General features: G+C 72.6%; 23 protein-coding genes and 1 pseudogene. 12 read left to right on the top strand and 12 right to left on the bottom strand.

Features of this window, described 5'->3' with window-relative positions; genetic code table 11:
• The first annotated feature begins 540 nt into the window (after positions 1–540).
• Positions 541–1,089 (top strand): type 1 glutamine amidotransferase domain-containing protein, encoded by a 549-nt coding sequence (locus tag A4A78_RS12090; RefSeq protein ID WP_062949524.1) that lies wholly within the window; start codon positions 541–543, stop codon positions 1,087–1,089.
• Here A4A78_RS12090 and A4A78_RS18375 read toward each other — a convergent pair.
• Positions 1,073–1,537, bottom strand: a complete 465-nt coding sequence (locus tag A4A78_RS18375) for a hypothetical protein (protein WP_197466677.1) — start codon at positions 1,535–1,537, stop codon at positions 1,073–1,075. The two genes, A4A78_RS12090 and A4A78_RS18375, sit on opposite strands and share 17 nt — an antisense overlap.
• A gap of 436 nt (positions 1,538–1,973) precedes the next feature.
• On the opposite strand from A4A78_RS18375, the gene A4A78_RS18370 reads away from it, so the two are divergent.
• The 3 genes and pseudogenes from A4A78_RS18370 to A4A78_RS12075 all read left to right on the top strand — a co-directional run bounded on the left by A4A78_RS18370 (position 1,974) and on the right by A4A78_RS12075 (position 3,680).
• Positions 1,974–2,342 (top strand): transposase, encoded by a 369-nt coding sequence (locus A4A78_RS18370; protein WP_082835311.1) that lies wholly within the window; start codon positions 1,974–1,976, stop codon positions 2,340–2,342.
• Positions 2,243–2,707, top strand: a pseudogene (locus A4A78_RS17830) (serine hydrolase); the annotation flags it as partial. The gene A4A78_RS18370 and the pseudogene A4A78_RS17830, both read left to right, overlap by 100 nt.
• A gap of 331 nt (positions 2,708–3,038) precedes the next feature.
• Positions 3,039–3,680 (top strand): YdhK family protein, encoded by a 642-nt coding sequence (locus A4A78_RS12075; RefSeq protein WP_062949521.1) that lies wholly within the window; start codon positions 3,039–3,041, stop codon positions 3,678–3,680.
• Between the two features lie 21 nt (positions 3,681–3,701).
• Here A4A78_RS12075 and A4A78_RS12070 read toward each other — a convergent pair whose 3' ends face one another.
• The gene (locus A4A78_RS12070; RefSeq protein ID WP_062949520.1) at positions 3,702–4,778 is read right to left on the bottom strand and encodes a cell wall metabolism sensor histidine kinase WalK; all 1,077 of its coding nucleotides are present in this window, start codon (positions 4,776–4,778) and stop codon (positions 3,702–3,704) included.
• 47 nt (positions 4,779–4,825) lie between these two features.
• Positions 4,826–5,545: a response regulator transcription factor gene (locus A4A78_RS12065; RefSeq protein WP_062949519.1), complete on the bottom strand. Its 720-nt coding sequence runs from the start codon at positions 5,543–5,545 to the stop codon at positions 4,826–4,828.
• Between the two features lie 47 nt (positions 5,546–5,592).
• Between A4A78_RS12065 and A4A78_RS12060 the strand changes: the two genes are divergently transcribed.
• Positions 5,593–6,363 carry a hypothetical protein gene (locus A4A78_RS12060; protein WP_062949518.1) on the top strand — a complete coding sequence of 257 codons (771 nt, stop codon included), beginning with the start codon at positions 5,593–5,595 and terminating at the stop codon, positions 6,361–6,363.
• A 36-nt stretch (positions 6,364–6,399) separates the two neighbouring features.
• Here the strand turns inward: A4A78_RS12060 and A4A78_RS12055 are convergent, their stop codons facing one another.
• Positions 6,400–8,022, bottom strand: a complete 1,623-nt coding sequence (locus A4A78_RS12055; RefSeq protein WP_082835310.1) for a glycosyl hydrolase 53 family protein — start codon at positions 8,020–8,022, stop codon at positions 6,400–6,402.
• 33 nt (positions 8,023–8,055) lie between these two features.
• Positions 8,056–10,083, bottom strand: coding sequence for a beta-galactosidase (locus tag A4A78_RS12050; RefSeq protein WP_062949517.1), 2,028 nt, complete (start codon positions 10,081–10,083; stop codon positions 8,056–8,058).
• Between the two features lie 134 nt (positions 10,084–10,217).
• Here A4A78_RS12050 and A4A78_RS12045 point away from each other — a divergent pair, with 134 nt between their 5' ends.
• From A4A78_RS12045 to A4A78_RS12025, 5 genes are all read left to right on the top strand, one after another.
• Positions 10,218–11,561: an ABC transporter substrate-binding protein gene (locus A4A78_RS12045; protein ID WP_062949516.1), complete on the top strand. Its 1,344-nt coding sequence runs from the start codon at positions 10,218–10,220 to the stop codon at positions 11,559–11,561.
• Positions 11,558–12,487 (top strand): carbohydrate ABC transporter permease, encoded by a 930-nt coding sequence (locus A4A78_RS12040; RefSeq protein WP_062949515.1) that lies wholly within the window; start codon positions 11,558–11,560, stop codon positions 12,485–12,487. Before A4A78_RS12045 ends, A4A78_RS12040 begins: the two co-directional genes overlap by 4 nt.
• Positions 12,488–12,495: 8 nt before the next feature.
• Complete coding sequence (locus tag A4A78_RS12035) at positions 12,496–13,434, top strand: carbohydrate ABC transporter permease (protein ID WP_062949884.1); 939 nt, start codon at positions 12,496–12,498, stop codon at positions 13,432–13,434.
• A 90-nt stretch (positions 13,435–13,524) separates the two neighbouring features.
• Entirely contained in the window at positions 13,525–14,580 is a 1,056-nt protein-coding gene (locus A4A78_RS12030; protein WP_191458262.1) for a LacI family DNA-binding transcriptional regulator, read from the top strand.
• Positions 14,573–15,589: an endonuclease/exonuclease/phosphatase family protein gene (locus A4A78_RS12025; RefSeq protein WP_062949511.1), complete on the top strand. Its 1,017-nt coding sequence runs from the start codon at positions 14,573–14,575 to the stop codon at positions 15,587–15,589. The genes A4A78_RS12030 and A4A78_RS12025 overlap by 8 nt, the downstream gene beginning before the upstream one ends.
• Positions 15,590–15,616: 27 nt before the next feature.
• On the opposite strand, the gene A4A78_RS12020 is transcribed toward A4A78_RS12025, so the two are convergent.
• Together A4A78_RS12020 and A4A78_RS12015 are read right to left on the bottom strand one after the other, a co-directional pair.
• Positions 15,617–16,189, bottom strand: coding sequence for a DUF421 domain-containing protein (locus A4A78_RS12020; protein WP_197466675.1), 573 nt, complete (start codon positions 16,187–16,189; stop codon positions 15,617–15,619).
• A gap of 50 nt (positions 16,190–16,239) precedes the next feature.
• Positions 16,240–16,794 (bottom strand): TetR/AcrR family transcriptional regulator, encoded by a 555-nt coding sequence (locus A4A78_RS12015; protein WP_062949507.1) that lies wholly within the window; start codon positions 16,792–16,794, stop codon positions 16,240–16,242.
• A gap of 89 nt (positions 16,795–16,883) precedes the next feature.
• Between A4A78_RS12015 and A4A78_RS12010 the strand changes: the two genes are divergently transcribed.
• Positions 16,884–17,792, top strand: coding sequence for an alpha/beta fold hydrolase (locus tag A4A78_RS12010; protein WP_062949505.1), 909 nt, complete (start codon positions 16,884–16,886; stop codon positions 17,790–17,792).
• A gap of 27 nt (positions 17,793–17,819) precedes the next feature.
• Here A4A78_RS12010 and A4A78_RS12005 read toward each other — a convergent pair whose 3' ends face one another.
• From A4A78_RS12005 to A4A78_RS11985, 5 genes are all read right to left on the bottom strand, one after another.
• Entirely contained in the window at positions 17,820–18,545 is a 726-nt protein-coding gene (locus A4A78_RS12005) for a DNA alkylation repair protein (protein ID WP_062949503.1), read from the bottom strand.
• Positions 18,542–19,108 carry an AAA family ATPase gene (locus tag A4A78_RS12000; RefSeq protein WP_062949501.1) on the bottom strand — a complete coding sequence of 189 codons (567 nt, stop codon included), beginning with the start codon at positions 19,106–19,108 and terminating at the stop codon, positions 18,542–18,544. Before A4A78_RS12000 ends, A4A78_RS12005 begins: the two co-directional genes overlap by 4 nt.
• Before the next feature lie 112 nt (positions 19,109–19,220).
• Positions 19,221–20,477: a formamidase gene (gene fmdA, locus A4A78_RS11995; RefSeq protein ID WP_062949499.1), complete on the bottom strand. Its 1,257-nt coding sequence runs from the start codon at positions 20,475–20,477 to the stop codon at positions 19,221–19,223.
• Positions 20,478–20,535: 58 nt separating this feature from the next.
• Entirely contained in the window at positions 20,536–20,820 is a 285-nt protein-coding gene (locus A4A78_RS11990) for an FmdB family zinc ribbon protein (RefSeq protein ID WP_062949497.1), read from the bottom strand.
• 173 nt (positions 20,821–20,993) lie between these two features.
• Complete coding sequence (locus tag A4A78_RS11985) at positions 20,994–21,476, bottom strand: GNAT family N-acetyltransferase (RefSeq protein WP_062949495.1); 483 nt, start codon at positions 21,474–21,476, stop codon at positions 20,994–20,996.
• 72 nt (positions 21,477–21,548) lie between these two features.
• On the opposite strand from A4A78_RS11985, the gene A4A78_RS11980 reads away from it, so the two are divergent.
• Positions 21,549–22,397 (top strand): spermidine synthase, encoded by an 849-nt coding sequence (locus A4A78_RS11980; protein ID WP_062949493.1) that lies wholly within the window; start codon positions 21,549–21,551, stop codon positions 22,395–22,397.
• Positions 22,398–22,460 lie beyond the last annotated feature (63 nt).

The raw sequence follows: 22,460 nt of genomic DNA, 5'->3' as shown, positions 1-22,460 counted from the left end.
GATCGGTGACCCTCGCCGTGTGCCTTCCCCGCGCGGTCAGCAGGCGCTCTGCCCCGTCTGCGGATGAGGTCGGGAACCGGTGACCCTCGAACGACGCTGACCGGACGCCCTGCGGCGGCGTCGACGTCCTCGTGCCCTCGGCGTCCCGGCGTCGCGGCGTCGCGGCGTCCCGGCGTTCCGGCGTTCCGGCGTCCCGGCGTCCCGGCGTCCCGGCGTCCCGGATGAGATGGCCACGTGCGCCCCGTCCCTGACGTACGAGGCCTACACTTGCTGAGGGGCAGACGCTCACATTCGGCCGGGCCCCGGCGAAGAAGGCCCACCGTCGATGGCGGAACGTCAACGACGACTTCCGGGCCGAAGCTTCTTCTCCGTCCCGAGGACCCGGACCGAGAATCGGCAGCCACCACCTGCCGGGACCTCGATGAGCGCAACCACGACTGCACGCGAGTCGTCCTGCACCCGAACCACGCTGCCCGGTACGGACAGCGTGCGGCTCGCCCGCACGGGCAGGCCGTCACCTCCCACAGAACGGAGCAGAACATGGCAGACGAATTGCACGGCAAGCGGATCGCGATCCTGGCCGCGGACGGCGTCGAGCGCGTGGAGCTCGAGCAGCCGCGACAGGCTCTTCAGGACGCCGGGGCCACGACCGTGCTGCTCTCGCTGCACGAGGGCGAGATCAAGGCCCGCGAGAACGACCTGGACGAGGCCGGGACATTCTCGGTCGATGCCCTGGTGAAGTCCGCCTCGGCCGACGAGTACGACGCCCTGCTGCTTCCCGGCGGCACGGTCAACCCCGATCAGCTGCGCGTGGACACCGACGCCGTCGGATTCGTGCGCGACATCATGGTCGCCGACAAGCCGGTCGCCGCGATCTGCCACGGACCGTGGACGCTGATCGAGGCCGGTGTCGCGAAGGGTCGGACGCTGACCTCGTACCCGAGCATCCGCACCGACCTGCGCAATGCCGGAGCGAACGTCGTCGACGAAGAGGTGGCGCGCGACGGGAACCTGATCACGAGCCGCTCGCCCGAGGATCTCCCGGCCTTCAACGCCGCGATGGTCGAGCTGTTCAGCCAGGACAAGTGAGGAGAACATGATCAACTCTGCATTGTCGGTCGTCGTTCACGCCCAGCCCGGCAAGGAGTAGGACGTCGCGGACTTCCTCCGCAGCGCCCGCCCCATCGTCGAGCAGGAGGAGGGGACGCGGGCCTGGTTCGCCCTGCAGTTCGACGAATCCACCTTCGGGATCTTCGACGTGTTCCCCGACGACGAGGCCCGCCAGACCCACCTCTCCGGTGGCGTCGGTCAGGCACTCGCTGCGCAGGGAGCTGATCTGTTCAGCACCGAGCCGAGCATCCAGAACGTCGACGTGATCGCATACAAGCTGCCCGGCGAGACCGCCTAGAGGAACAGCTTCGATCGCCTCGGCGGCCAGGAACCGCGGGGTTCTCCCACGACGATCAGCGTTCCGCCGACGCAGGGTTGAGATGTAGGGCTTCCTGTGAAGTGGGCAGGGTGAAGCGGGGGTGTCCACCGGCCGGTGGGTGCCCCCGCTTCTGCGTTCGAGGGGTGCGCCTGGGGATGTCGCGTGTCTGTTCGACGCGTGGTCAGCGTGATATGCGCGGGTTGGTTACCGCATGACGCTGGTTCGGTAGAGGGGTGAATCGCCTGTAAGTGTTCGTGGTGGCCGGCCCGGGGCTGGCTGGCAGGGTTGGTGCTGGTAGCCCGGTGCCCGTCGTGACTCGTGAATCGGCTGACCTCTACGGGGTGTCATTCCCGGCATCTGTCCGGCGGGGACCGGGTGCCGGCGCCAGCCCTGCCCACTGCGATGGCTTCATCAGAAGCATGTCCACCGCCGGGATCGCGATCTCGGCGGCGTGGCTCGTTACAGGCCCGCCTCGTAGTGACTCTCATCCTGGGCCGACGCCGGCAACGACGTCCAGTCCCAGCGAGTCGAGAGGAACATCGTCATGAATAGTCTGCCTGCCACCGTAGGGGACTTCTACCAATACGTCGTTGGAGTCGACACCCACGCCGCAACCCACTCCTACGCGATCATCGAGGCTCCGAATGGCGGTCTCATCGATCAGAATGCCTTCCCGACCAGCCCGGCAGGGCTGCGACGCGCACGAGAGTGGATCACGCGCCGCACCGAGGGAGATCTTGGCGGGGTGCTGATCGCAGTGGAAGGAACCGGCTCCTACGGAGCAGTTCTCAGCGGCGTGCTGCAGCAGGGCGGCTACCGAGTCGTCGAGGCACCGACCCCGCGTCGTGCACGAGCCCGAAGCAAGACCAGTTCGCACGGCCCCCGTCGTTCCCCGACGGGGCGGGCGGGCTGATCGGCACCGCCGGCGACTGGCTCCACTTCGGCGAGATGATGCTCGAGGGCGGAACGAGCAACGGGTGCCAGGTGCTGCCGGGCCGCCTCGTCACCCTGCTGCTGACCGACCACCTCTCCGAGGCGCAGAGGCGAGCGGCAGGCCTCTTCCTCGCCGACGGTGAGGGCTGGGGATTCGGCGGCAGCGTCCGGGCCGACGGCAGCTACGGCTGGACCGGAGGCGCCGACACCACCGCCCGCGTGCACCCCGGTCGCGGAGCGGTGAACATCCTGATGACGCAGGTGGCGCTCGACGGCCCCGAGGGAGCACCCGTCCTAGACGCCTTCGAGGAGCTCGTGCTGCACGGCACCGACGGGCGCGCCTAGCGTCCGTCCTCGATTCGATCGGTCACCGGAGGAGCCGAGCCGTCGGCTGGTAGTCACGCTCGCCCAATCACATACAGCTGGACGCCATTGGTCGGTCGGAGGGGCGTCTTCCGCAGAGCGCTGCCTGCTCCTCGCCCCGGTGAGGAGGGCTCGGAGTGCTCGCGGCGCGGCGACTCGCGAGGTTCGGCGAGTTGTGCAGTCCGACGAGCGCGACCGACGCACCGCGTTCCGGCTCCCGCCTCGACGACGTCGGAGAGTGAGCCGTCCACCTTGAGGTCACCTTGACCTCCGCTCCCTAGTGTGGGCATCCCGTACCCACCAGGAGGAGAACATGCGCGTCCATCGCATCCCCGCCCGTCTCGCCGCCGTCGCCGCTCTCGGCGCCCTCGCCCTCGCCGGCTGCAGCGGCGGCGGTTCCGAGGAGCAGGGCACAGACCACTCGGCGCACGGCAGCGCGGCGTCGGACAGCGGCGGCACCGCCGCGTCCGACGAGGGAGGTCATGCCGCGTCCGACGGAGGCGGCCATGCCTCCGGCCACGGGGACCACCCGATGGACGGCGGCCCGGCCCCGGAGGGCATCGCCGAGGCCTCGGATCCCACCTACCCCGTCGGCACCGAGGTGACGCTCACCGCCGACCACATGGAGGGGATGGACGGGGCGACCGCCACGATCTCCGGCGCCTTCGACACCACGACCTACTCCATCAGCTACACCCCGAGCGACGGCGGCCAGCCGGTGACCGATCACAAGTGGGTCGTGCACGAGGAGCTGCAGGACCCAGGCCGGGCGCCGCTCGAGGTCGGCGACGAGGTCGTGGTCGAGGCCTCGCACATGCCCGGCATGGAGGGAGTGACGGCCACGATCGACAGCGTCACCGAGGAGACCGCGTACATGGTCGACTACGAGGCGGACGGCATGGAGATGACGAACCACAAGTGGGTCGTCGAGAGCGAGATCGAGCCCGCCGCCTGAGCCGGCACCGGCCCCACTCGCTCATCGGGCCGCGGCCACGCGCGGCAGGCTCACCGTGAAGGTCGCGCCCCTGCCGGGTCCGTCGCTGGCCGCGTCGAGGCGCCCGCCGTGGGCCTCGGCGAGGGCCCGGCTGATCGTCAGGCCGATCCCGGAGCCCGAGCCCTCGCGCGAGCGTGCGGCGTCGGCGCGGTAGAACCGCTCGAAGAGCTGTGCGCCCTCCTGCGCGGTGAAGCCCTCCCCGTCGTCCGCGACGACGAGCAGGAGATGACCTCCCTCGTCCCTGGCGGTGAGCTGCACGGTGCCGCCGCGCGGAGTGTGCCTCATCGCGTTGCCCAGGAGGTTGTCGAGGATCTGTGCGAGGCGGTCGGGATCGGCGCGCAGCCCGAGCTTCCCCGCCGTCGGCCCCTGGAGTCGCAGCGTGATGCCCGAGGCCGTGCACCGCTCGCGCCATTCCTCCTCGACGCGGGCGAGCAGCGTCTGCACGTCGAGCTCGCAGGGAGCGAGCGGGACCTGGCCCTCCTCGGCGCGGGAGACCTCACCGAGGTCCTCGGCGAGCCGCGCGAGCCGCGTCGTCTGCGCTGTGAGGACGTCGGCAACCCCCTCCGGGGAGAGGACCCCGTCGGCCATCGCCTCATGGTGTGCCGCGAGGGTCGCGATCGGGGTGCGCAGCTCGTGGGCGAGGTCGGCGAGCAGGCGCCCGCGCGTCTCCTCGACCGCATCGAGACGGGCGGCCATCTCGTTGAGCGTGTGCGAGAGCGCATCCAGCTCGGCCCCCGCGCCGAGCACCGGGACCCGTGCCGAGTACCTGCCTCGGGAGAGCGCCTCGATCCCGTCCCCCAGAGCGGCGAGGGTGCGACGCAGGCGCCGCGACAGGCTCCAGATGACCGCTGCGGCGACCAGGAGGGAGACCACGAGCCCGGCGACGAGGGCGATCAGCAGGGCGTCGCGATGGGCCCATTCGATGTGCATCAGCTCGGGGCTGCCGAGCGGCAGGTCGGTCTCCAGCAGGTGACGGTGGAAGATCGCCGGCGCGATCAGCACGGTGAGCACCGCGATGCTCGCCCCGCCCACGCCGAGCACCAGGAGCTGACCGCGCATGAGCCGCGCCGCGAGACTCGGCGCGGGACGTCTCCGGCGGCGGAGGCTCATCGTTCCTCACCTCCCAGCCGGTAGCCGATCCCGCGGACCGTGAGCACGTAGCGCGGCGCCCCGGCCGTCTCCCCGAGCTTGCGGCGCAGGTTCGCGATGTGGACGTCGACGAGATGGTCGTCGCCCTCGTCGTCGGATCGACCGACGGCGCGGAGCAGCTGGTCTCGGCTGAGCACCTGGCCGCGGTGGTCGGCGAGTGCGGTCAGCAGGTCCCGCTCGGTGGGGGTCAGGGGCACCGCCTCGCCGTCCAGGCGCACCTCCTTCGCCGCCACGTCGATCTCGAGCCGTCCGATCCGGTGTGTCCCGGCCGAGGCTTCGCCGGCCGCTGCTCCGCGGCGTGGGCGGCGAAGCACCGTCTCGACGCGGGCGACCAGCTCGCGGACGCTGAAGGGCTTGGTGAGATAGTCGTCCGCCCCGGCGGAGAGCCCCACCAGGCGGTCGGCCTCCTCAGCCCGGGCAGTGGTGATCAGCACGTAGCAGTCGGAGACCTCACGGAGCCGTCTCAGCACGTCCAGTCCGTCCAGCCTCGGCAGGCCCAGGTCGAGGACGACCACGTCCGGCTCCAGGGCGTCTGCGGCCTCGAGGGCCTCCGGCCCGGTGCGAACGGTGCGGGCGAGGTGGCCTTCGCGCTCGAGATACCGGCGGACCACGTCGGCGAGGGCCGGTTCGTCCTCGACGACGAGGACCGTGGCGGGTGGGGCAGTGCGTGCTGGCATGATCCCAGTGTCGTCGTTCTCCCGCTCCGATCCCTTAGCCTCGCAGCATGTCCCCGACCGCCCATCCCTCGGCACCCGCGCCCCGCCCGGAGGACCACTCCGACGAGCCGCCCTCCTCGAGCCGCTTCCAGCGCCTGGACGGGCAGGCCGTGCGTCGTTCGGCGGCGACTCTCGAGCATCGCATCTCGACACGCTTCCCGGACCGCACCCTGTGGGAGGTGTGCCGCGAGGTGGTGGGGCTCGTGGACGAGATCAACGCGGGCACCGGCATCAGCCGTCGCCGGGTGCGGCTCGCTCGCGTCCTCTCCCGGCTCGGGGTGGTCGCGATCGTGATCTTCCTCGGCGGAGCGGTCGCGCTCGCGGCCGGGGACCTGGTCGAGGAGCGGGAGGTGCTGGGTCCGCTGGACATGCTCCCGCTGCTCGAGACGATCATCAACGACCTCGTCTTCGGCGGGATCGCGGTGTTCTTCCTGCTGCGGATCCCGGAGCGGATGGAGCGGGCGCGCGTGCTGCGGATCCTGCACCGCCTGCGCTCCCTGGCCCACGTGATCGACATGCACCAGCTGACCAAAGTGCCCGAGCGGCTCGAGCGCGGCTCGCGCGAGGACGGCGGGCTGGACCTGGACCGCACGGAGCTGACCCGCTATCTCGACTTCTGCACGGAGATGCTGTCGCTGGTGGGCAAGAGCGCTGCGCTCTTCGCGGAACACACCACGGACGGGGACGTGCTGGATGCGGTCGAGGGCATCGAGGCGCTCACCTCGGACATGGCCCGCAAGGTGTGGCAGAAGATCGGCATCATCCAGCAGCAGGGATGAGGGGAGGGCTCGTCGAACGCGCCACGCAGCCGGCGCTCAGCTGAGCGCGGCGAGCACCTCCGGCAGCGCCCGGCCCTCGTGGTCGAACATCGCCTGGTTCTCCCAGGCGTTGCCGGAGGCGGGGTCGTGGAGGTCCCAGCCGGCGCCCTCCACCGCGGTCCAGGCGGGCTCCCAGTAGACGGCGCCGCGGCCGCGGCCGCCGCCGGCGGAGACGGTGACGTCCTGGACGGCGCGGAAGAACGCGGCCTGCCCGGCGGGCGTTGCCGGATACCCCTCGGGCAGCGGCGTCGCGCCGTCGACGATGTTCGGATAGGGCACACGGGGGTCGTCCTCGAGCGTGAAGGGATAGGCCGTCTCGACGACGACCACGTCGCGCGCGCAGCGTTCCGAGAGCACGGCGACCGCCTCCTGGAGGTCGCCGAGAGTGCCGTGCCAGTACGGGTAGTAGGACAGACCGATGAGGTCGAAGGGCACGTCGCGGGCGAGCACCTGCTCGAACCACCACGTCAGGCCCTCGATCCCGTCGTGGATATTCGTCAGGTGAAGCATCACCTCAGCGCGGGGGAACACCTCGGCCACCGCCTGGGAGCCGGCGGCGAGGAAGCGGCACAGGTCCTCCCACCGGGCGCCGGCGACGCCGTCGGCCTCGTCCACGTCCCATGTCTGGCCATGGGGCCACAGCATGCCGGGGTTGATCTCGTTGCCGACCTGCACCATCGCCACGTCGATCCCGGCCTCGCGCAGGGCGAGGAGGGTCGAGCGGGTGTGCTCGGCGACCGCGTCGACGAGGCCGTCGACGCCGAGGTCGGACCAGGCCGCGGGCACGTGCTGGGCGCCCGGGTCGGTCCACTCGTCGGAGTAGTGGAAGTCCACGAGCACGTCCATGCCGGCCCGGCGGATCCTTCGAGCCATCTCGACGGTGCGCTCCGGGGTGCACCAGCCGTCGACCGGGTCGACCCAGACGCGCAGCCGCCCGAGCGTCGCGCCGTGCTCGGCCATGATCTCCACCGGGTCGACGCTCCGCGTCCCGTCGGCCGAGACGTACACCGCCCCGTGCGCCTCGTTCTTCGGCACGCCTGAGAGGTCGACCCCGCGCACCGTGCGCGGGACGCCGCCGGGCAGGAGCTCGAGGTCGTCGATGCTCGCCCAGGCCCCATCCCCGCCGCGCACGCGGAGCGACGCCTCGAGCACGCCGCGCGCCTCCGCGAGGCCGACGGCGAGGTCTAGCCATGCCCCGTCCCTCCCGGTGACCGGGAGGTGCACCTGCTCCGTCCTCCCTCGGGAGCGGATCTCGAGGCGGGCGGCGGTGCCGTCGCCGCCGGCGCGGACCCGGGCGCGCAGCACCCGGTCCCCTCCCCGGCCGATGACGACCTGCTGGCGGGCGACGACCTCCTCGCCCGCGGCCGGCGCGAGGTGGAGCACGTGCTCCCGCTCGCCGTCGGCCGTGACGGTGACCGCCTCGGGCGGACCGTCGATCGACCAGTGCGCGGTCCGCTCGGCGAAGCCGGGGTTGCGCAGGGCCTCGGGCCGACCGGCCGCCTGGGCCGGGGAGGTCCCGGCGGCGCAGACGGCGAGGGCGCCGCCGAGTCCGAGCCCGGCAAGGCGCCGCCGGGGCACGGCGCGGGAGTTCTCGGGGCGGGTGCTGCGGGTGGACGTCATCGTCTTCTCCTTCGCGTCGGGGCGGGGTCGCCGTCAGCAGGCGGCGACCGGGGCCGGGGCGGGCAGGCGCCGGGTGGCGACTCCCCCGGCCGGGATCTCGAGCACGGTGCCGTCCCCGGCGGGGACCTGGGCAGGCCGTGCGGTGTGGTTCAGCGCGATGAGGTGGCGCGTGCCGTCGGCGGCGGTGCGCTCGAGCAGCTCGACGTCCTCGGGCAGGTCCCGGGGCGCGAGTCCCGCCGCGGCGTAGGGCTCGGCGAGCAGGGCGGCGAGGTCGTCGGCGTCGAGGTCCGCGCCGACGTACCAGGCGCGGCCGGCGCCGTGGGCATGCCGGGTCGCGGCGACGCCGCCGGGCAGCGGGCCGTCCGTGAAGCGCCCCAGCGCCTCGGCGCCGGCGAGGTGGAGGTCCTCGGTCCAGATCCGGGCGCGCAGCGCGCTCCCGCCGAGCTCGAGGCGGACCTCCTCGCCCTCGCGCAGGGGGCAGAACTCCTGCACCTCGACGCCGAGCACGGGGGCGAGGGCCGCGTTGAGGCCTCCGGCGCGCACGCCGTCCTCGGCGTCGACGACGCCCGAGAAGGGGCCGACGACGAGGTTCCCGCCGGCGGCGACGTGGCCGGCGAGGTTCGCGGCGGCGGCGTCGGTGAGGAGGTACGAGGCGGGGGCGAGCACGAGGCGGTAGGCGGAGAGGTCGTCCTCGGGGTGGACGAAGTCGACCGCGAGGTGATCGCGCCAGAGCCGCTCGTACCAGGTCTGGATCTGGGCGCGGTGGCCGAGCGCGGCCGCGGGCCGCCACGGGAGGTCCTGCGCCCAGTGCGACTCCCAGTCCCACAGGACCGCGACGTCGGCGGTGACCCGTGAGCCCCGGAGGTCCGCGAGCTCGCCGAGGCGGGCTCCGAGCTCGGTGACCTCACGCCAGATACGGCTGCCCGTGCCGGCGTGGGGGAGCATCGCCGAGTGGAACTTCTCCGCGCCCTTGCGGGAGGCGCGCCACTGGAAGAACATCACCGCGTCCGCTCCTCGGCCCACGTGGGACAGCGAGTTGCGGGCCATCTCGCCCGGGCGTTTGGCGATGTTCCGCTCCTGCCAGTTCACGCCCGAGGTGGAGTGCTCCATGAGCATCCACGGCCGGCCTCGGGCGAGCGAGCGGGTGAGGTCGGCGTCGAGCGCGAGCTCGACGAAGTTCCGCTCGTCGGCGGCGACGAGGTAGTGGTCGTTGGAGACCACGTCGACCTCGTCGGCCCACTTCCACAGGTCGATGTTCGGGCAGGTGTGCGCCATGAAGTTGGTCGTGACGGGAACGTGCGGGGTGAGCTCCCGCAGCACGTCGCGCTCGGCGCGGAAGCACTCGAGGATCTGCTCGGAGCTGAAGCGGCGCCAGTCGAGCTCGAGCGAGGGGTTCTGCACCGACGGCGTGGGCAACGGGGCGTGGACGTCGGCCCACTCGCCCAGCACCTGGCCCCAGAAGGCCGTGCCCCAGGCATCGTTCACCGCCTCGAGGGAGCCGTAGCGGCGGGCGACCCACTCGCGGAAGGCGTCCTGGGCGTGCAAGGAGAAGCTCTCGCCGACGGGGGCGCCGTACTCGTTGTGCACGTGCCAGAGCGCGAGGGCGGGATGGTCGCCGTAGCGCTCGGCGAGGGCGCGGGTGATGGTGGTCGCCGCGTCGCGATAGGCGGGGGACGAGGGGCAGGCCATGCCGCGTGAGCCGGGGCCCAGCGCACGGCCCTGGCGGTCCACAACCCGGGCCTGCGGCTGCTCGCGGAAGAACCAGGCGGGAGGCGCGGCGGTGGGGGTGCCGAGATCGATGCGGATCCCGTGACCGTGGAGGATCTCGAACACCTCGTCGAGCCACTCCCACCGGTACTCGCCCCGGCGCGGCTCGAGGCTCGCCCACGAGAACATCCCGATGCTCACCAGGTTCACGCCCGCCTCCTGCATGAGGCGGGCGTCCTCCACCCAGGTCTCCCGGGGCCACTGCTCGGGGTTGTAGTCGCCGCCGAAGGCGATGCCCTCGACGCCGAGGGGCCAGGGGTGGGCGACAGTGGACTGGGATCGATCACGGTGCATGGTGCAGGACTCTGACACGGAAGTCCTTCCTTCGCAAGCCGTGCCGACGGGCATTGACTGTGATCGATTACAGCCCTACGCTTCCCGCCAGGCCGTCCACGACCGGGCCGCCTGTCCATCGCAAGGAGGCGAGCATGACCAGTGCCACCCACCCCCGGCAGCGCCCGGGCCTCTCGCGCCGCAGGCTCCTCGGCGCGGCGACGACGCTCGGCGGCGGCGCCCTCGCCGCCGGCTCCCTCGCCGGCTGCGGCGCCGCGGCCGTCACCGGCTCCGGCACCACCGAGCTGACGTTCTGGACCTGGGCCCCCGGCATCGAGGACGTCGTCGCGCTGTGGAACGAGCAGAACCCCGACGTGCAGGTGGAGGTGAGCCGGCAGGACGCCGGCGACGCCGCCGTGACCAAGCTGCTCACCGCCGTCCGCGCCGGCAACGGCGCCCCCGACCTCGTGCAGGTCGAGTACCAGGCGATCACCTCGCTGGTCGCCGCGAACGCCCTCGCCGACCTCTCCGCCGACCTCTCCCCCGAGACCGCCGGACACTTCGCAGAGGGGATCTGGTCCTCCGTGGGCCTCCAGGGCGACAGCATCTACGCCATCCCGCAGGACACCGGCCCGCTGCAGCTGTACTTCCGCGGGGACGTCTTCGACGAGCTGGGCCTTTCGGCCCCCACCACCTGGGAGGAGTACGCCGAGGCGGCCCGGACGATCCACGCCGCGGACGAGACGATGTTCCTGGGGACCTTCTCCTCGACCGACCCCGGCCTCTTCGTCGGCCTCGCCCAGCAGGCCGGCGCCTCCTGGTGGGAGATCGACGGCGAGCGCTGGCGCGTCGCGATCGACACCGAGCCCACCAGGCGCGTCGCCGAGTACTGGGGCGGCCTCGTCGAGGAGGGCGTCATCGCCGCCGAGCCGATGTACACCCCGCAGTGGAACGCCGCCCTGAACGCGGGCACGCAGGTGGGCTGGGTCTCCGCCGCCTGGGCGCCGGGTGTGCTCGCTGGCAATGCGGGCTCGACCGCCGGGCTGTGGCGGATGGCCACGATCCCGCAGTGGGACGCCGGGCATGCGGCGACCGGGAACTGGGGCGGCTCCACCACCGCCGTCACGGTCGACTCCCCGCGCCGCGCCGCCGCGGTGCGCTTCGCCGAGTGGATGAACACCTCGCCCGAGGGGGTGCGCGCCCTCGTCGAGAAGAGCGGCGTGTTCCCCGCCGACCGGCCCGGTGCGGCCGAGGCCCTCACCGCGCCGCCCGAGTTCTTCGCCGCGCAGGAAGACTTCCACGAGCTCTCCACCGACAACGCCGAGGGCGTGCGGCCCTTCACCTTCGGCCCCAACGTCAACGTCGCGTACTCGATCTTCAACGACGCCTTCGCGCTCGCGACCCGGACGGGCACCGCCGACGCCTTCGTCGACGCCGTCGCCACCATCCATGCCGGCACCGTCGCCGACCTCGAGAACCAGGGGTACGACCTCGCATGAGCACCGCCACCGCCTCCACCCTCCGCCGGCGCACCGATCGCTTCGGCTTTATCTTCATCGCCCCCGCCGCGCTCTGCTTCCTCGCCTTCCTCGCCGTGCCGATCGGCTACGCCCTCTGGGTGAGCGTGCGGCGCGAGCAGGTCGTCGGCCTAGGCCTCGGCGCCGGCGGCCGCGTCGAGGGCTGGGCGGGGCTGGGCAACTACGCCCAGGTCCTCGCCGATCCCGAGTTCCTCGCCAGCGCGCTGCGCGTGCTGGTCTACGGCCTCGTGCTCGTGCCCGTGATGCTGGGGCTCGCGCTGCTGTTCGCGCTGCTGCTCGACTCGCCGAGGGCCCGCCTGCGACGTGCCGGCCGCATCCTGATCTTCCTGCCCTACGCGGTGCCGGCCGTCATCTCGTCCCTGCTGTGGGGCTTCCTGTACCTGCCCGGCACGAGCCCCTTCCACTTCCTGGCCGGCGCGCTCGGCGGCACCCTGCCCGACGTGCTCTCCCCGCAGCTCGTGCTGCTGGCGATCGCGAACATCGGGATCTGGGGCGGCACCGGCTTCAACATGGTGGTGCTGTACACCTCGCTGCGCTCCGTGCCCGGCGAGCTCTACGAGGCCGCGACGCTCGACGGCTGCTCCGAGCTGCAGATCGCGCTGCGCGTGAAGGTGCCGATGATCGTGCCCTCCCTGATCATGACCGCTGTCTTCTCCATCATCGCGACGCTCCAGGTGTTCGCCGAGCCGATGCTCCTGCGCCCGCTGACGAGCTCGATCTCCACCACCTGGTCCCCGCTCATGCGGATCTACCGCGACGCCTTCACCGAGAACGACATCTACACCGCCTCCGCCGGGTCCGTGCTCGTGGCCCTGGCGACCTTCGTCATCTCCTTCGGCTTCCTGCGCCTCGTGCGCGGTCAGGCCTTCTCCCAGGAAGCACGGTGAGCCGCGCCATGACCGCCTCGACCGCTCTCGACCCCTCCGCCCCCGCCTCGTCCGACGCCGTCGCCGACCGCCCCTCGCCCCGCACGGGGCGCACCCCCGCCCGCAGCGGGGTCGGGGCCGAGCGGCCCTCCCTCGTCGCCACCGGGATCCTCCTGCTCGGCGCGCTTTACTGCCTGCTGCCGGTGCTGTGGGTGCTGGTCGCCGCCTCCAAGAGCGCCGACGAGCTGTTCTCGACCTTCACCTTCGCCCCCTCCACGCACCTGCTCGAGAACCTGCGGGACCTCTTCGCGTATCGCGACGGGCTGTTCCTGCGCTGGGCCGGTAACACCGTGCTCTACGCGATCGGCGGCGCGCTCGCCTCGACGCTCGTCTCGGCCGCCGCCGGCTACGGCCTCGCCCTGTTCGACTTCCGCGGCAAGAAGCTGTTCTTCAACGTGATCCTCGCCGGCGTGCTGCTGCCGGCCGTCATCCTCGCCGTCCCCCAGTACCTGCTGTTCGCGCAGGCCGGCCTCGCCAACACCTACTGGGCGGTGCTTCTGCCGAGCATCCTGAACCCCTACGGGATCTACCTCGCCCGGATCTACGCCGGCGCCTCCATCCCGCGGGAGATGGTCGAGGCCGCCCGCACCGACGGCGCTGGGGAGCTGCGGATCTTCACCCGCTTCGCCGTGCCGATGATGATGCCGGGGCTCGTGACCGTATTCCTCTTCCAGTTCGTGGGCGTGTGGAACAACTACATGCTCCCGTACATCATGCTCGGCGACGACGAGCTGTTCCCCATCACCGTGGGGCTCTCGACCCTCATGAACCAGGGCGCCTCGCAGCCGGCGATGTACACCACCGTGATCACCGGCGCGCTCGTCTCGATCATCCCGCTCATCGCCCTGTTCCTGCTCCTGCAGCGCTACTGGCAGTCGGATCTCACCGGCGGCGCGGTCAAGGGCTGAACGCAGCACCCGAGCACGCTCGGCAACTGCTGTCGGCGATACTTGCCGCGGGTGTCGTCGCGTCGCGGCGACCCGAGAGGAGGGAGAGACGTGGCTGCACCACGAACCGCCGGGGCGCCCAAGCGTCCGACGATCTCCGAGGTGGCTCGGCGCGCCGGTGTCTCCACAGGGACCGTTTCGCGCTATCTCAACGGCGGGCACTGGGTGTCTCCGGAGGCGTCGAAGGCTGTCACGAAGGCGATCCGGGAGACCGGCTACGTCGCCAACGCCACCGCGAGGAAGCTCCGCACCGGCAGGAGCGGCACCATCGCCTTCGTGGTCGACGAGTCTCCCGCCCGGTTCTTCGAGGACCCGAACTTCGAGGCTCTGGTGGTCGAGGTGGGGGCCGCGCTGGCGGCCAGGGACCAGTCGATGGTGGTGCTCCTGGCCGGGGACGAGTCGAGCGCGAAGAGGGCCGAGTCCTTCCTCCTCACCAGCGGGGTCGATGCCGCGGTCACCGCCTCGGCGCAGCCACAGCACCATCTGTTCGAGAGGCTCCTCTCCTCGGGGATCCCGCTGGTGAACATCGGCAGTCCGACGGGCCTCGAGGATCGCATCGCCTTCGTCGCGGCCGACGACCGCGAAGGCGGCCGACTGATGGCCGAACACCTGCTCGAGCGCGGCGCACGCCGGTTCGTCGTCATCGCCGGGCCCGAGCACTCGCCCGGCGGCATCCTGCGCCCCGGCGCGTTTCACGACGCGATCCGAGCGGCGGCCGCCGCTGGAGTCGATGCGGAGGTGCTGGAGGTTCGGCACGGCGACTACTCGAGGGACAGCGGTCGGGAGATCGCCCGTGAGCTGATCGCGGCTCATCCGAGGTTCAACGGTCTCTTCGCCGCGAACGACCGGATGGCGCGCGGAGCGATCGAGGCGCTGCACGAAGCGGGCCGCGCCGTCCCCGGCGATGTCCTGGTGGGCGGTTTCGACGACTCCGCCGGGGCGGAGGACGAGGCTCCGCCGCTGACGACGATCCGTCAGGATTTCACCCGCATCGCCGTGGAGCTCGTCGATGCGCTCGGCAAGCAGATCGACGGCGGGGTGCGCACGAACGTGATCGTGCCGGTGCACCTGGTGACCCGCGAGTCTACGGCCGACGCGGATGTCTGAGGCCCGCCGGGGCGTCACAGCGCTCCGCGGCACGGGCTGGGTGCTGCTGGCCCTGGGCGTGCTGGGCGCCGCGGCGCTGCTCGTGCTGCGGCAGGTCACCGTGATCCACACCTGGCACGAGTACCTCATCGCCGCAGCGTCGTTCATCCCGCTGATCTGGCTGCCGCTGCTGGTCGCGGCGCTCGGACTCGTGCTGCTCCTGCGCGCCCGGTGGCGACTGCTCGCCGCGGCGCTCACCCTCGTGCTCGTGGCCGTGACGGCCTGGCCGATGCTGCCCGGCCCGGAGCGGTCGGCCACCCCGCAGGTCGTCCCCGAGGGGACGCTCACCGTGCTCTCGTCGAACATCGAGTACGGCGGCGCCGACATCGACGAGATCGCCCGTCTCGCCGAGCAGGGGGTGGACGCGATCGCGCTGCAGGAGGTGACGCCGGAGTTCGAGGAGGCTCTCGAGACGTCGGGCCTGCTGGAGGCCTTCCCGCATCATGTCGGCACCGCCCGCGACGATGCGGGCGGGACGATGCTGCTCTCCCGCACCCCGGTCGAGCTGGTCGACTCCATGGAGGGCGCCGTCTTCGACAACCTCCTCGCCACCACGACGGTCGACGGCACGCTCTGGCACCTCGCCGTGATCCACACGGCGCCGCCGCAGATGGGCGCGGAGTCCTGGACCGCTGATGCCGCTGCGGTCGGCGAGATGGTCGCGCCGTACGCCGAGGAGAACCTGCTGCTGGTCGGGGACTTCAACGCGATCGAGCAGCATCACACGATGCGCGAGCTCACGGCCGACGGGTCGCTCCGCTCCCTCGTCGCGCCCGGGCGGGGCCGCGGGGAGGGGCTGTGGGAGCCGACCTGGCCCGTCGGCCGCAGCGTGCCGCCCTTCGCCCGGATCGACCATGCGCTCGTCGGCGCCGGTGTCGAGGGCCCCGTGCCGAGCTATCTGACGATCCCGGGCACCGACCACAAGGCGCTGCGGGTGCAGGTCTCCCCCGCCGTCACGGACGGGGACTGAGCCCTCGCCCGGTCGCCGCGGCGGAGGTCAGCCGCCTGCCAGCAGCCGCTCGGGGACCAGCTCGGCACCCTCGACGTCGGCGAGGAGCGCGGGCGCGATCCGCTCCCCACGGCGGACGATCGTCAGGCCGCCGCGCTCCTCGAGGATGACGAGCTCCACCTCGGCGGGGTCGAGCACTCCCCCGATGCGCAGCCGGTCGTGCAGCCCGGCCTCCGTCAGCCGGCGTCGACGCAGCGACTCGGCGCGACTGCGGCCCTCGAGCATCACGACGCTCGGGCGGCGGCGCATGGCCGCCGGCAGGACCGGTGCTAGGCGGCGGAACGTCCCCATCAGCGCCTCCATCACCATGAGCGTGTTCAGCACGAGCAGGGCGCCGATCATCGTCGGCGACTCCCCGAGCATCGAACGGGCGCTGACCCCGCCGACCACGGCGAGCACCACGAAGCTCGCGGTGCTCATCGTCGCCATCAGCCGGGTGCCGGAGAGGTGCACCAGCAGCGAGAAGAACAGGTACAGCACGATCGTGGAGAGCACCACGCCCGCTGCGCCGGTCCAGCTGATGCCGAGATAGTCGTGCCAGAGCAGGTCCAGGTCGATCATGCCCACCATCATGGCAAGCGCCTGCCTCCGCCCCTGCGACTCCCCGGCCCTCAGTTCCTCGCGAGGTCGCGCACCGCGCGCTCGAGCACGGGCCGGACCTCGAGGGACGGGTCGACGGTGAGCCGGTGCAGCAGCAGTCCGTCGCACAGTGCCATCAGCGCCCGCGCGGCGGGGACGGGGTCCGGGATGCCGACGTCGGCCGTGATCCGCTCGGTCCAGGTCTCGAAGGCCGCGCGCTGTCTGCGCAGGGGCGCGGCCAGCTCCTCGTCGGCGCCGATCTCGAGGAAGAGCGCGTAGCGGGCGCGGGCGCGGGCGGCGAGGGGGCCGCTCTGCGCCTCGAGCATGCGCGCGAGCAGGTCCGCGAGCTGCGTCGGGGCGGTGAGGACGGGGAGTGCTGAGGGGTCGGCGTCGGCCCGCTCGCGCTCGGCGATGTGGTCCACGATCCCGGCGAGGAGGGCGCGGCGGGTGCGGAACCAGTTCGAGGTCGACCCGGCGGGCAGACCGGCGCGCGCGTCGATCCGGGCGTGGGTGAGCGCGCGGATCCCCTCCTGGCCCAGCAGCGCGACGGCCGCCTCGAGGCTCCGCTCCTTCGACGTGGCCGCCATGGATTCCCCCTCTTCCTCCGCGCCAGCACGCGGTCTACTATTTTCATAGTAGCCCTCGTCCCGAGGACTCTTCCTCGAGGAGCGTCGTCATGAGCGCATCCGAGTCCCTCCCCCTGGCCGCCCCCGAGGACCGCGACTGGTCCCCGCCGCTCCCTCCGGCCGACGGCATCACCCATCGCAGGATCGCCACCCCCGGGCTTCGCACCCATCTGGCGGAGTGCGGGCAGGGCGAGCCGGTGCTGCTCCTGCACGGGTTCCCCGAGCACTGGTGGCAGTGGCGGGTGGTGGCGACGGGTCTGGCCGCGGCCGGGTACCGCGCCCTGGCCCCGGACCTGCGCGGGGCGGGGTGGACGGAGGCGGACTCCCCCGCCCTCGAGCGCACCTCACGGCTGCGGGACGTGCTCGCGCTGCTGGACGCCCTGGGGCTGGAGAGAGTGCACCTGGTCTCGCACGACATGGGGGCGCTCACCGCGATGCAGCTGAGCTACGAGCATCCCGAGCGGGTGCTCTCCGCCGTGCAGCTCTCGGTGCCGCCGGCGTTCTTCGCCTTCTCCCCGCGGATCGTGCCCGGCTTCCGGCACCTGCCGCAGTTCCTGCTCCACCGGCGCGGGACCTCCCTGCGCGGGATCTTCTCCCCCGCCTATGTCGCGCGCGGCATGACGGAGGAGGTGAAGGACCACCACCTCGCGCCGCAGCGGCGCGCGGAGGTCGAGGCCGCCGTCCGCACGCTGACCTGGCGGCAGATCCTGCCCGAGGCGCTGCGGATGAGCGCCGGGCACTACCGTCGGCGCCGCCTCGCGGTGCCGACGCTGGTGGTCTTCGGCCACCAGGACCGTCCCTGGACGGAGCCGGTGGTGCGCCGCATCAGCCGGCATGCACCGCGCTGCGCGGACCGCGTCGAGCTCGCCTTCGTCGAGGACGCCGCGCACTTCCTCACCGACGACGCGCCGGAGGAGGTCACCGCTCTGGCGCTCGACTGGTTCGCGAGGACCGGCTGATCCCGGGAGCGGGCCGCTCCGTCGGCCTCAGCGCTGCTCGGCGCGGCGCACCATCTCGTCGATCCAGAGCGGGGCGAAGGGCGAGGTGCAGTTCGGCGGGGTCGGGTAGTCCTTCAGCACCTCGAGCCGCTCGCCGATCGCGATGGCGCGCTGCCGCCGGGCCTGGTCGTGGATGCCGATCTCGGCGAGGCACTGGTTCATCGCCCACTGCAGCCGCTCGGGGGCGTCCTTCATCTCCGCCTCGATCTGGTCGAGGAGCGCATTGAGATCGATCCCCTCGGGCGCCTCGCCTGCCGGGGCCTTCGCGATCCGCTCGCTGGTCAGCGCCCAGCCAGCGCTCGCGACGACGGGGTCGGCGTCGGCGAACCAGGCCTCGCGCAGCGCCTCGCGGTGCGGGCTCTTCTTCACCATGTAGCTGACCAGCCACTCGTGGACCTTCGGCGTCGGCGCCTCGCGCAGCATCGCATCGAGCTCCTCCTCGCCGTACTGCTTCGGGCGGGAGATCAGCAGGGCCAGCAGCTTCGGGGTGGAGTCGCCGGCGGGAGCGGCCCACAGGGCGCGGGCGAGGTCTGGCCGGGTCTTCAGCCGCTTCGCGACCGCGCGGAGCTTGGTGAGGTTCACGGCGTGGTCGTCGCCGTGCTTCGCGTTCACCGCGCGCATCCGGTCGTCGGCGAGCGCGGCGAGCTCCTCGTGCAGGGCGTCGACCTCGGCCTCGAGCTCGGCGTCGGTGCGCGGGGTGGCGGCGGCGGTCATGGTCGGTGCTCCTTGCTCGCGGGAGCGTCCAGGATACGGCCGAGCGCGCCGACGAGCTCCTCGCGGGGCAGGCGGGCATCGAGCCGTTGGACGTGCGTCCGCCCCTCCAGCAGGGCGTCGAGCGCGGCGAGGTGCGCCGCGGCGTCGTCGGGGCCGACGTGGCGATCGTTCGCCGCCTGCTCGGGCCGGTCGGGCGCGGCGCGGCGGGAGGCGAGGCGCGCGGCGAGGGTCGCCTCGTCGGCCACGAGCGCGGCCTCGACGAAGCGTGCCCCGGTGTCGGCGGCGAGCTGGGCGAGCTGGTCGGGGAAGGCTGGGCGGGCGAGGTACTGGCCGATCAGCACGTCGTGCCCGTCGGCCAGGTGCCTGCCGGCGAGCGCGAGGGCGAGGCGCCGTGCCTGGAGCCCGGAGCGGTGCAGGTCCTCCTCCCAGCCGCCGAGGGAGTGCTTCAGCTGGTCGACGTCGAGGGCGAACGCGAGCGGGCGCCGCGCCGCGAGCAGCGCGGAGACGGTGGACTTGCCGCTGCCGGGCGCGCCGTTGAGCAGCAGGAGGACGGGGGCGGTCATCCCGGCAGTCTCTCGCGGATGCCGCGGCGGCGGGTCCGGGACGCGCCCCGGACCCGCCGCCGTCGCTCGCCGGTCGGTGCTCTGCCCGCCCCTGTCGGTCGGGTCCTCGGGATCAGCCGACGCTCGCGCGCGGCGCGCCGATACCCGGGTCGATCCTCGGCACCTCGCCCGCCCCGGGGCGGATGTCGATGTCGAAGATGTCCAGCGGCAGGTAGACGGTTGCGCAGGCGTTGGGGATGTCGACCACGCCGGAGAACCGGCCCTCGATCGGCGCGGCGCCGAGCAGCAGGTAGGCCTGCTCGGCCGACCAGCCGAAGGTGGTCAGGTACTCGATCGCGTGCAGGCACGCCCGCTGGTAGGCGAGGTGCGAGTCGAGATAGCGCTGCTCGCCGTCGAGGGTGACCGAGGTGCCGGAGAAGCTCAGCCACCGAGAGTGCTGCGGGGCGGTGTTCCCGGGCATGAAGATCGCGTTCTCGGCGACGTTGTACTTCTCCATCCCGCCGGGGATCACGTCGACGTGCAGGTCGATGAACCCGCCCATCTCGATGCCGCCGCAGAAGGTGATCTCGCCGTCGCCCTGGCTGAAGTGCAGGTCGCCGACGGAGAAGTTCGCCCCGTCCACGAACACCGGGTAGAAGATCCTCGTGCCGCGGGTGAGGTTCTTGATGTCCTGGTTGCCGCCGTTCTCGCGCGGCGGGGCGGTGCGGGCGCCCTCCCCCGCGACCCGGTCGAACTCGCCGTCGGGGACCCCGCCGAGGATCGCGCCGTCCGGTTCGGGCGGCAGGGCGAGGGCCGGCACGCGGTCCGGGTCGGTCGCGATGAGCGCCGCCTCGCGGGAGTTCCACCTCCCCAGCAGCTCCGGCGAGGGGGCGGTGCCCATCAGGCCGGGATGGATCATGCCGGTGAACTCGACGCCGGGGACGTGGCGGGAGGTCGCCCTCTCGCCGCGGAAGTCCCACACGGCCTTGTAGGCGTCGGGGAACTGGTCGGTGAGGAAGCTGCCGCCGTTGCGCTTGGCGAAGATGCCGGTGTAGCCCCAGCCCTGCCCCGCGAGCGGGCCGTCGTCCTCCTGCGGGATCGGGCCGACGTCGAGGATGTCGACGATCAGCAGGTCGCCGGGCTTCGCCCCCTCGATGCGGAAGGGCCCGGAGAGGGTGTGGACCGTGTTCAGAGGCGCGGTGGCGACGTCCTCGGCGGAGTCGTCGTTCTTGATGTACCCGTCGAACCATTCGCGGCAGTCCACGCGGAAGGTGTCGCCGGGATTGACGCTGACGGCCGGCGGGATGTCCGGGTGCCAGCGGTTGTGACCGAGGATCGTCTGCTCGGTGAAGGGCTTCGCGGAGTCGAGGGGGAACACGTTCTGGGGCATGCTTCTCCTTCCACAGCGACGGGTCCGCGGATCGGCCCCGCCGGGTCCTGGGCCGCGTTCAGGGACGCGGCAGCCGCGCGTGGCGCGGGTCCGTCGAGGTGCGGGTCGCGGCGGGGCGGGCGCCGGGGACGCGATCGACGACGGCGGGTTCGTGGGCGCTCCTCGCCGTGGAGTCGAGCAGCTTCCCGGCGCTCGTGCCGAGCCGGCCGAGGCGCGGGGCGCTCATCCGCCGACGGGCCGGCGCCCCGCAGTCGGGGCAGAGAAGGTCCTCGTCGCGGGCGCTGATGGGCACCGAGCGCTCGTACTCGTGCGCGCTCTCGCAGCGGAACTCGTAGATCGGCACCGGGCCCTCCTGTCACCTGCATCACTTCGTCGTGATGACCCCACCATAGGCAACTCGCGGCGGTTCCGCGACGCCTCGGGCGATCGGGCGGTCGTCGGGCGGGAGCGGGGCGGGAGTCGGGTGGGAGCGGGGCCTGTGCCGGGCGCGGAGCAGGGACTGGGCGGGAGCCGGGCTCAGAGCGGGAGCTTGAACCCGAGGTGGCTCGGGGCGTACCCGAGCCGGGTGTAGAAGCGGTGGGCGTCCGTGCGGGCGGCATCGGTGGTGAGCTGGGCGAGGGCGGCGCCGTGCTCGCGCCCCCAGCGATGGACCCACTGCATCAGCGCGGTCCCGAGGCCGCTCCCCCGCGCGTCGGCGGCCACGCGCACCGACTCGATCTGCAGACGCAGCGACCCTCCGCGGGAGAGGGACGGCAGCAGCGTCAGCTGCAGCGTGGCGAGCAGCGCGCCCGCCTCGTCGCGCGCCGCCAGCAGGAGATGCGCGGGATCCTGGTCGATCGCCGCGAAGGCCCGGCGATAGGGGTCGAGCTCCGGGGCCTCCCGGTCCCGGCCCAGCACGTCGTCGGCGAGCAGGGCGACGAGCTCGGGCAGGTCCGCCTCGCGCGCGCGGTGCAGGGCGACGGGGCCGGTGGGGAGGTCCAGGATATCGAGAGCCGTCATGTCGCCATTGTGCGCGTGCCCGCAAGGACGTGGGCACGCGCTCCGGGTTCCCGTCCTCGGCACAATGGCCCCATGAACGTGTCCCCGTCCTCCGCCACGCCCTTCTCCCCCGGCACGCCCCGCAGCGCGCAGCTGTCCTTCTCGGACCAGCCGGCCTGGATCGTCGCCGACGAGGTGGTGGGCGGCTGGACGCTCCTGATCGGCGGCGTGGAGCAGTCCCATGTGGACCTCGAGGACCCGACGCGGCTCGTCCACGAGTACCTGCGCCGGATGGGGAACGTGCTGGACCGGGTGCGGCCGGCCGGGGCGCCGCTGCGGATCGCGCACCTCGGCGGCGGGGCGCTGACCCTGGCCCGCTACGTGCAGGCGACGAGGCCCGGCTCCGCGCAGCTGGTGATCGAGATCGAGCGGGAGCTGCCCACCCTCGTCACCACCGCGCTGCCTCTGCCGGAGGGCACGGAGCTCGAGGTGGTCATCGGGGACGCGCGCGAGGAGCTCGCCGCGCTCGGGGAGCGGGAGTTCGACGTGATCGTGCTCGACGTGTTCTCCGGACAGGACTCCCCCGCCCACCTCGCCGAGGCCGCGTTCCACCGCGAGGCGCTCGCCCGTCTGGGTGCCGATGGGCTGCTGATGGTGAACGTCGGCGACGACGCGGGGCAGCTCTTCCTCGCCGCGCAGGTGCGGGAGCTCGAGGCCGCCGCGGCGGAGGCGGGTGTGCCGGGGGTGTGGACGCTCACCGATGCGCAGCTGCTGACCCGCCCGGCCGACGGGAACATGGTGCTGCTGGCCGGCGGCGCGCTCGCCTCCCCGGCGGTCGAGGACTGGCGCGCAGCCTGGCTCGCGGCAGGGCCGCACCCGGCCGCGGTGCTCGACCCGACCGAGACCGACCGGGCCTTCGGCGCCTCGCGCCCCCGCTCTTGACGGGGCGGGGCCGGCCTCGCCCGGGACGACGACGGCCGCCGCCCTCTGAGGGGGCGACGGCCG

Origin of the sequence: Brachybacterium sp. sponge (genome assembly GCF_001613775.1) — a bacterium.
Classification (GTDB): domain Bacteria; phylum Actinomycetota; class Actinomycetes; order Actinomycetales; family Dermabacteraceae; genus Brachybacterium; species Brachybacterium conglomeratum.
The sequence above is the reverse complement of the archived record's forward strand: the minus strand, read 5'-3'. Positions and strand labels throughout refer to the sequence as shown.